We start from the raw sequence: 8,839 nt of genomic DNA, 5'->3' as shown, positions 1-8,839 counted from the left end.
ATACAAAGTCCCCCAAAGGCCCTAAGCCGCCTTTACTCGGCCGGCTGCGCCTCGATCTCGATGGCGATCGCGACCTCGTCGCTGACGAACGGCGCGGCCAGGCCCATGTCCCATTCCGAGCGGAGGATGTTGGTCGTCGCGCTGAAGCCGGTCCAATCCGTGTTGGCCTGCGGATGCGGGCGAATGCCGTTGAAAACCGTCTCCAGAACCACCGGCCTGGTGATGTTGTTCATCGTCAGATCGCCGGTGATGTTGGCGGTGTTCTCGCCGGTCACCTCGATTGCGGTCGAGGTGAAGGTGATCGCCGGCGCGGCGTCCTTGTCGAAGAAGTCGGCCGACAGGAAGTGCTGGTCGCGCTGCGGCCAGCCCGTGATCAGCGCTTCGGTCGGGATCTCGACGCTCACCGAGCCCTGCTCTGGCTTTTCCGGATCGAACGTGATCTCGCCGGTGAAGCCGGAGAACATACCGTAGGTGGTCGAATAGCCAAGATGGTTGTAGGAAAACACCACCTGGCTGTGGCTGGAATCCAGGGTCCATTGCGCCGCGTTTGCCGTAACGGCCGGAAGTGCCGCCACGCTGGCTGCAAGGGCAAGGCCCGCGGCCCTGGTCATCGAACGGTTCATCAATTCTCTCCCAATGGGTGATTGTCGCCGGATGCGGCCGCGCGATCGCGCTCCGCCTCAAAAGAGTAGGGCGCGCGATGCGACGTGCAATCGGCAGCGCCCGGTCGTTGCGGTTACAGACCGTCAACTTTCCTTGAACGGTCCGCGCCCACGGCCTTGAGCGCGAACGCGTAGACCTCGGCGACTTCCTCAAGCCGCGAGAACCGTCCCGAGGCGCCGCCATGGCCGGCGCCCATGTTGGTCTTGAGCATGTAGGGTCCGCCGTCGGGCGCCGCCGCGCGCAGCTTGGCCACCCATTTGGCCGGTTCCCAATAGGTCACGCGGGGATCGGTCAGCCCGGCGACGGCCAGCAGGGCAGGGTGGCGTCGCGCGCCCACATTGTCGCAGGGCGAATAGGCGGCGATGGTGGCGTAATCGTCCGCCGAGGCGATCGGATTGCCCCATTCGGGCCATTCGGGCGGCGTCAGCGGCAGCGTGTCGTCCAGCATGGTGGTCAGCACGTCGACGAACGGCACCTCGGCGATGATCGCGGCGAAGGCTTCGGGCGCCATGTTCATGACCGCGCCCATCAGCATGCCGCCGGCCGAACCGCCCTGGGCCGCGAGGCGGTCGGGCGATGTGTAGCCGTGCTGGCTCAGATGGCGGGCGGCGGCGATGAAGTCCTTGAACGTATTGGCCTTTGCCTTCCTCTTTCCGTCCTCGTACCAGGCAAAGCCCTTGTCCTTGCCGCCGCGAACATGGGCGATGGCGTAGACAAAGCCGCGATCGACGAGCGACAGGCAGTTGGTGTTGAAGGCGGCCGGGATCGCGATGCCGTAGGAGCCGTAGCCGTAAAGAAGGCAGGGCGCGGTGCCGTCGAGCGGGGTGCCCCTGCGCATGACCAGCGAGACCGGCACGAGCGCGCCGTCATGGGACGGCACGTGCAGGCGGCGCGTGACGTAGGCGGCCGGATCGTGCCCGCTCGGCACCTCCTGCGTCTTCAGCAGCGTGCGCTCGCGCGTCGCCATATTGTAGTCGAACACCTGGCTCGGCGTCGTCATGGACGAATAGGAGAAGCGGATGACGTCCGTGTCGTACTCCTGGCTGCCCTGCACGCTGAGCGCGTAGGCCTCTTCCTCGAACGCGACATGGTGGATATGGCCGCTCGCGCGCTCCATCACCGCGATGCGCGGCAACCCGTCCTTGCGCTCAAGCCAGGCCAGATGACGCGCATAGGCCTGATGCTTGAGGATCAGCCGGCCCGGCTCATGGGCGACGATTTCGGTCCAGTTGGCCTTTTGCGGCGCCTCGACGGGCGCGCTCACGATCTTGAAGTCCTTGGCGCCGTCCGCGTTCGTGACGATGAAGAAGACGTCGCCGCCTTCCTCCAGCTCATATTCGACGCCCTTGACGCGCGGCTCGACCATGACGGGCGCGCCTTTCGGATCGTCGGCGCCGATCAGGCGGAACTCGCTCGTTTCGTGATCGTGTATGTTCACATAGACGAAATCGTTGAGCCGGCTCGATCCGACGCTCATGAAGAACCCCGAATCGGCTTCCTCGTGGATCAGGCGGTCTTCGGCCTGCGGCGTTCCCAGCCTGTGATAGTAGAGCTTGGAAGGCCGGTGGTTCCCGTCCATCTTCGTGTAGAAGAAGCCATGGCCGGCCGCATCGAAAACGCCGCCGCCTGATGTGTCCTCGACGATGTCCTCAAGGTCTTCGAGCGAGCCGAGATCGCGCACGCGGGCGGTGAAATATTCCGAGCCCTTGTCGTCATAGCTCCACAGCAGCTTTGAATGGTCGGCCGCGTGGTCGGCGCCGGCGAGGCGGAAATAGGGCTTGCCCTCGGCCTCGCGATCGCCGTCGAGCAGGATCGTGCGCTCGGCGTGCGGATCGTTGCGCGGCACGCGATAAAAGCGCGGCTGCTGTCCGCCGGCGGCAAACGACGACCCGTAGGCCCAGGGTCCGTCGGGCGCGGGCACGCTCTCGTCGTCTTCCTTGATCCGGCCCTTCATCTCCCCGAACAGCGCTTTGCGAAGGTCTTCGGTGTCCGCCATCAGCGCCTTCTGATAGGCGTTCTCGGCGTCCAGATGCGCGCGGATGTCCACATCCAGAGCCGATGGGTCCTTGAAAACCGCCTGCCAGTTCTCCGCCCGCAGCCAGGCATATTCGTCGGTCCGCGTGATGCCGTGACGTGTGTCCGAGACGGCGCGCCTTTCGGCGGCGGGCGGGGTCATGTCGGTCTTGAACGGGGTTTGCATGAAAGGCTCCGGCGGGCTTGTCTGTTCGGCGCTTACGTACGATCCTCGCGCCCGATTGCAATCGCCGGGCGGCGAGAAAGTCGATTCGGAGGCGAGCCCGATGGCCGTGACGTTCTACACCAACCCGATGAGCCGCGGGCAGATCGCCCGCTGGGCGTTGCACGAGGCGGGCGTGGGGTATGACGAGGTCATTGTCGGCTACGACGCGATGAAGAGCCCGGACTATCTGGCGGTCAACCCGATGGGCAAGGTGCCGGCCATCGCCCATGACGGCGTCGTCGTCACCGAGGCGGCCGCCATCTGCCTTTACCTCGCCGAAGCCTTTCCCCAGGCCGGGCTCGCGCCGCGGACGCTGGCCGAAAAGGCGGACTGTCTGCGCTGGACGTTCTTCAGCGCCGGGCCCGTGGAGCAGGCCGTCACCTCGCGCGCCATGAAATGGGACGAGGGGCTGGATGCGAAAAAGTCGGCGAGCCTGGGGTTCGGAACCTACGATGCGGCCGTCGACACGCTCGCCGGCTGGCTTTCCGGGCGCGCCTATGTCTGCGGCGACAGCTTCACGGCCGCCGATGTCTATGTCGGCGCGCAGGTCGACTGGGGACTGCGGTTCGGCACGCTTGCGTCCCGTCCTCCGTTCGAGGCCTATGCCGGGCGGCTGCGCGGGCGCGCGGCCTACAAGGCGGCCAAGGAAATCGACGCCGCCCACATCGCCGCCATGGAAGCGGCCGAGGGCGGCTAGCTTTCGTCGGCCTCGAAATGCATCGCCACGCCGTTCATGCAATAACGCAGGCCGGTGGGCTCGGGGCCGTCCTTGAAGACGTGGCCCAGATGCGCCTCGCAGTCGGCGCAACGGATTTCGGTGCGCACCATGAAGAACGACCGGTCCTTGTGCTCGGTGACGGCCTCGCCCTCGACCGGCGCGTAGAAGCTCGGCCATCCGGTGCCGGAATCATATTTGGTCTCCGAGCGGAACAGCGGCTTGTCGCAGCACACGCAGCGGTAAAGGCCGGCATCCTTGTTGTCCCAGTTCGGGCCGGTGAACGCGCGCTCGGTGCCGCGCTTGCGGGTGACGTGATATTGCTCGGGGGTCAGTTGCGCGCGCCATTCGGCATCGGACTTGACGAGCTTCGGCGCTATCTTTGTCATGGTCATGCAGCTTCTCCGTTTGCGCCCGACAGATAGGCGCAACGCCCAAACGCGGCAAGACGCGGTGTCCGGCCGGAGGTGCGCGAGTACGGTTTGGGGCCCGGCTTGCGCGCATCGGGGCGCGATTCATGCGAAAAACGGCAAAATCGGGCCGCATCCGTCTTGCCACCCAAACCCTTCCCGCCTAAATCCGGCGCACCTTTCGGCAATCACGCCGCTTTTTTGTCCCCCGCAAAAAAGACAACCTGCGCCACGACCCGATGGATCTGACGTTTCTTGCCTTCTTTGCGCCCTTTGTCGCGGCCCTTTTCGCTCCCGTCCTCGTTCAGCTTCTTCGCCACAATGTGGCCTGGGTGCTGGCGCTCGTTCCGGCGCTGATCTTCGTCCACTTCGCCGGCTACCTTCCCGTCATCGCCGATGGCGGGCGCGTGACGGGGGGCTATCAGTGGATCCCGTCCTTCAACGTCAATTTCTCCTGGCTGATCGACGGGCTGTCGCTGACCTTCGCGCTGCTGATATCGGGCATCGGCGCGCTGATCGTCCTTTATGCGGGCGGCTACATGAAGGGCGATCCCCAGCAGGGGCGTTTCTTGTCCTTCATCTTGATGTTCATGGGCGCCATGCAGGGCCTTGTCCTGTCCGACAGCTTCTTCATGTTCTTCGTGTTCTGGGAGCTGACCTCGATCACATCGTTCCTGCTGATCGGCTTCAAGCACGGCTATGAGCGTTCCCGCCGCGCCGCGATGCAGGCGCTGGTGGTCACCGGCGGCGGCGGGCTGATCATGCTGGCCGGCCTGGTCGTGATCTGGAACGTGACCGGCGTCAGCGAGTTCTCGTTGTTGCTGGCGACCGACGGGCTGCTGCGCGAAAGTCCGTTCTACCTGGCCGCGCTGCTGCTGATCCTCGGCGGCGCGTTCACCAAGTCGGCCCAGTTTCCGCTGCATTTCTGGCTGCCGAACGCCATGGAGGCGCCGACGCCCGTTTCGGCCTATCTGCATTCGGCGACGATGGTGAAGGCGGGCGTCTATCTGGTGATGCGCCTCAACCCCGTGCTCGGCGACACTCTTGCCTGGGAGACGATCCTGCCGGTCTTCGGGGGCACGACGCTGCTTGTCGGCACGCTCCTTGCCGTGCGCCAGACCGACCTCAAGCTCATGCTCGCCTATACGACGGTCGCCTCGCTCGGCCTGCTCGTCATGCTGACCGGCTTCGGCACCGAAACGGCGATCAAGGGCGCCGCGCTCTATCTGGTGGCGCATTCGCTGTTCAAGGGCGCGCTCTTCATGGTCGCCGGCAATGTCGACCATGAGGCGGGCACGCGCGACGTCACAAGGCTCGGCGGGCTGATGGCGGCGATGCCGGTCACCTTCGGCGCGGCGATCGTGTCGGCGCTGTCGATGGCCGGCCTGCCGCCCTTTGTCGGCTTCCTCGCCAAGGAGGAGATCTATTACGGCGTCGCGGCCGCCGATCCCTGGTCGGTCTCGATCACCGCCATCGCCCTGGTCGGCAGCGCCCTGATGCTGGTGATCGGTTTCGCCGTCGCGCTCAAGCCGTTTCTCGGCCCCAGGGTCGAAACGCCGAAGGCTGCCCATGAGGCGCCGCTTTTGATGTTCGCCGGTCCCGTGCTCCTGGCCGCCTTGGGCCTTGTCGCCGCGTTGTGGTCGGGCCTGTTCCATCAGCTGATATCCAGCCCGATGGCCTCGGCCGTCGCCGGCACGCCGCTCGAAGTGACGATCTCCGTGATCCCTAAGCCGGGGATCGCGCTGTGGCTTTCCATCGCCACCGTCGCGCTCGGCATCGCGCTCTATCTCGCGCTCGACCGGTTGCGCGCCGCCATGGCCGCAACGCTCGAAGCGATCGGCTGGGGCCCCGATCACGGCTTCGACCAGTTCATGCGGGGGCTGGTTCGCCTGTCGGCCCTGCTCATGCGTGTTCTCCAGAACGGTGAGATGAAATTCTACATGACCGCCACGTTCGTGCTCCTGGCGCTGTGGCTGTTCGGCGTCATGTACGCCGCCGGTGAATGGCCGTCCGTCCCCGCCTTCCCGGATCTTGCCTTTTACGAGTGGGCGATCTTCCTGATCGCCGCCGTCGGCCTGATCGCGGTCGTCTATGCGCCCGACCGGCTGACGGCGATCGTTTCGCTCGGCATTCAGGGCTTTGCCGTCGCCATCCTGTTCATGCTGATGGGCGCGCCGGACCTGTCCTTCACCCAGTTCATGGTCGAGACGCTGACCGTGGTCATTCTCGCGCTGGCCATGACGCGGCTTCGCCTGTCGCCGCAGGACCACCGGTCCTGGGCGCAGACCGGCCTCGACGGCACGGTCGCGATCGTCTGCGGCGTGGCGCTGACCTTCATCCTGTTGCAGGTCCTTGAGGTGCCGTTCGACCGGACGCTGACCGAGTTCTTCAACCTTTATTCCTATTCGCTCGCCCAGGGCCGCAACATCGTCAACGTCATCCTTGTCGACTTCCGCGGCGTGGATACGTTCGGCGAGATCGGCGTTGTGATGGTGGCGGGTCTTGCGATCCTCGCGCTGCTCCGGATCGTGCCCAAGCGCAGCCTTTCGGGCGCACCGCGCCCCAAGGCCGCCTCCGCTACCGCCGCCCCGGCCGGGACCGGGCCGGGCGGGCCGGCCTCGGCGGCAAGGGAGTGAGACGATGCGCACGCTGATCTTCCGCGCCACCGCGCCCTATCTCGCCGCCCTGATGATCCTTTATTCGGTCTTCGTGCTGCTGCGCGGCCATAACGAGCCGGGCGGCGGCTTCATCGGCGGGCTGATCGCGGCCTCCGCGCTGGCCATATACGGCATCGCCTGCGGCGTGTCGCCCGTGCGCCGCGCGATCCGGTTTCATCCCATGGCGATTTCGGGCTTCGGTCTGCTTCTGGGCGCGATCGCCGGTGTCTTCTCGCTGTTCGCCGGCGTGCCCTACATGACGGGGCTTTGGATCTATCCGGTCGTGTTCGGCGTCGAGTTGAAGCTGTCCACGACGCTCATTTTCGATGTGGGCGTCTATCTGGTCGTGCTCGGCGCGGTCACCTCGATCGCGCTGGCGCTCGAAGAAAAGGAGCGTGACTGATGGAGACAGCCGTCGCCGTCCTGACCGGCCTTTACTTCGCCGTTTCGATCTATCTGATGCTGTCGCGGCATATCATCCGCATCCTGCTCGGCGCGGTGACGCTGTCGACCGGCGCCAATCTGAGCTTCTTCGCCATGGGCCGGATCACCCGCGAGGTGCCGCCGATCATTCCCGGCGACCTCTATCTGCCGGTCGAGGGCGCCGCCAACGCGCTGCCGCAGGCGCTTGTGCTGACGGCGATCGTGATCGCCTTTTCCCTGTTCGCGTTCCTGCTGGTTCTGGTGATGCGCTCCTATCAGGAGCTTGGCACCGACGACACGCATGCCATGCGCGACGCCGAGCCCGAAGGCGCGCCGCTGCCGCCGATGGGCTACTGATCCAAGGACGCCGCACCGCATGGACCCCACCGTCAAACCCAAGGTCGATCTTGCCGACGCCTTCGTGATCGAGGCGCCGGCCCTGGCCGACTGGCTGATCGTGGCGCCGCTGGTCATCGGCTTCGTCTTCGCCGCCATCTGCCTGATGACGCGCAAGGACACCGGCCGCCAGCCCGCCATCGCGCTGACCGGCCTGGTCTTGATCCTGCTGTCGGTCGTCGGGCTGTTCGTCCACGTTCTGGCGAACGGAACGGTGATCATGGCGATGGGCCGCTGGCTGCCGCCCTTCGGCATCGCCTTCGTCGCCGACACGCTCGGCGCGACCCTGGCGCTGGTCAGCGGCATTGTCGGGCTCGCGGCGGGCGTCTATGCGCTGCGGGAAATCGACAACACCGAGATGCGCTACGGCTTTTATCCGTTCCTTCTGATGATGCTGGCGGGCGTGATCTGCGCGTTCGTGACGGGCGACATCTTCAACCTCTATGTCTGGTTCGAGGTTCTGCTGCTCGGCTCCTTCGGGCTGCTGATTCTCGGCTCGCGCCGCGAACAGCTTGACGGCGCGACCAAATACGCCTTCCTCAACCTGGTCGCGACCACGCTGTTCCTGATCGCCGTCGCCTATCTCTACGGCCTGTTCGGCACGCTCAACATGGCCGACATCGCGCGCAAGGCCGCCGTGATGGACGATGTCGGGCCGCGCCTGACGATCGCGGCGCTGTTCTTCTTCGCCTTCGCCATGAAGGCGGCGGCCTTTCCGCTCAGCTTCTGGCTGCCGGCCTCCTACCACACGCCGCGCCTTTCGGTCGGCGCGGTCTTCGCAGGCCTTTTGACCAAGGTCGGCGTCTATGCGCTCCTGCGCATCCTGCTGACGCTCTTTCCGGCCGATCGCGACGATCTGGCCTTTGCGATCGCCGTCGTTGCGGCCGCCTCGATGGTGCTCGGCGCGCTCGGCGCGCTCGCCCAGACCGACATGCGCCGGCTTCTGGGCTATCTGGTCATCTCCGGCATCGGCGTCATGCTGGCGGGCCTTGCGCTCGGCAGCGCCACCGGCCTTTCGGGCGCGGCCTTCTACACGGCCCATTCCATGGTCGTCATGACCGCGCTCTATCTGCTCGTCGGCGTCGTGGGGGCGGCCGCGGGCACGTTCGACCTGCACCGCGCCGGGGGGCTCTATGCGAGCATGCCGTCGCTCGCCGTGATTGCCCTTGTTCTGGCATTGTCGGCATCGGGCCTGCCGCCCTTTTCGGGCCTTTGGCCGAAGATCTTCCTGGTCAAGGCTTCCATCGACGTCGGCGCCTGGTGGCTGGCCGGCGCCATCCTCCTGTCCGGCTTCGTGACGACGATCGCGCTCGTGCGCCTGTTCGCCTACGCCTTC

General features: G+C 65.8%; 8 protein-coding genes. 5 read left to right on the top strand and 3 right to left on the bottom strand.

Translation table 11 applies throughout. The annotated features are described in order from the left end of the window. Window positions 1-32: 32 nt before the first annotated feature. A complete protein-coding gene (locus AC5E6L_RS11715) occupies window positions 33-623 on the bottom strand; it encodes a YceI family protein (RefSeq protein ID WP_491229331.1) in 591 nt (196 codons plus the stop codon). Between the two features lie 113 nt (window positions 624-736). Further along, a complete protein-coding gene (locus AC5E6L_RS11710; protein WP_491773472.1) occupies window positions 737-2,863 on the bottom strand; it encodes a S9 family peptidase in 2,127 nt (708 codons plus the stop codon). A 100-nt stretch (window positions 2,864-2,963) separates the two neighbouring features. Here AC5E6L_RS11710 and AC5E6L_RS11705 point away from each other — a divergent pair, with 100 nt between their 5' ends. Beyond that, window positions 2,964-3,599 (top strand): glutathione S-transferase family protein, encoded by a 636-nt coding sequence (locus AC5E6L_RS11705; RefSeq protein WP_491229329.1) that lies wholly within the window; start codon window positions 2,964-2,966, stop codon window positions 3,597-3,599. Here the strand turns inward: AC5E6L_RS11705 and msrB are convergent. Beyond that, window positions 3,596-4,006 (bottom strand): peptide-methionine (R)-S-oxide reductase MsrB, encoded by a 411-nt coding sequence (gene msrB / locus AC5E6L_RS11700; protein WP_491229328.1) that lies wholly within the window; start codon window positions 4,004-4,006, stop codon window positions 3,596-3,598. The genes AC5E6L_RS11705 and msrB overlap by 4 nt on opposite strands. Window positions 4,007-4,266: 260 nt before the next feature. On the opposite strand from msrB, the gene AC5E6L_RS11695 reads away from it, so the two are divergent. The 4 genes from AC5E6L_RS11695 to AC5E6L_RS11680 form a co-directional block, all read left to right on the top strand. Next, entirely contained in the window at window positions 4,267-6,663 is a 2,397-nt protein-coding gene (locus AC5E6L_RS11695; protein WP_491773470.1) for a putative monovalent cation/H+ antiporter subunit A, read from the top strand. Between the two features lie 4 nt (window positions 6,664-6,667). Then, on the top strand, window positions 6,668-7,087 hold the full coding sequence (locus AC5E6L_RS11690; protein ID WP_491229326.1) for a Na+/H+ antiporter subunit B: 420 nt from the start codon (window positions 6,668-6,670) through the stop codon (window positions 7,085-7,087). Then, entirely contained in the window at window positions 7,087-7,464 is a 378-nt protein-coding gene (locus tag AC5E6L_RS11685; RefSeq protein WP_491229325.1) for a Na+/H+ antiporter subunit C, read from the top strand. The genes AC5E6L_RS11690 and AC5E6L_RS11685 overlap by 1 nt, the downstream gene beginning before the upstream one ends. 19 nt (window positions 7,465-7,483) lie before the next feature. Then, a partial coding sequence (locus AC5E6L_RS11680; protein ID WP_491773467.1) for a Na+/H+ antiporter subunit D occupies window positions 7,484-8,839 on the top strand: 1,356 nt, incomplete at its 3' end.

It is taken from the genome of Roseitalea sp., from assembly GCF_984466335.1.
The sequence above is the reverse complement of the archived record's forward strand: the minus strand, read 5'-3'. Positions and strand labels throughout refer to the sequence as shown.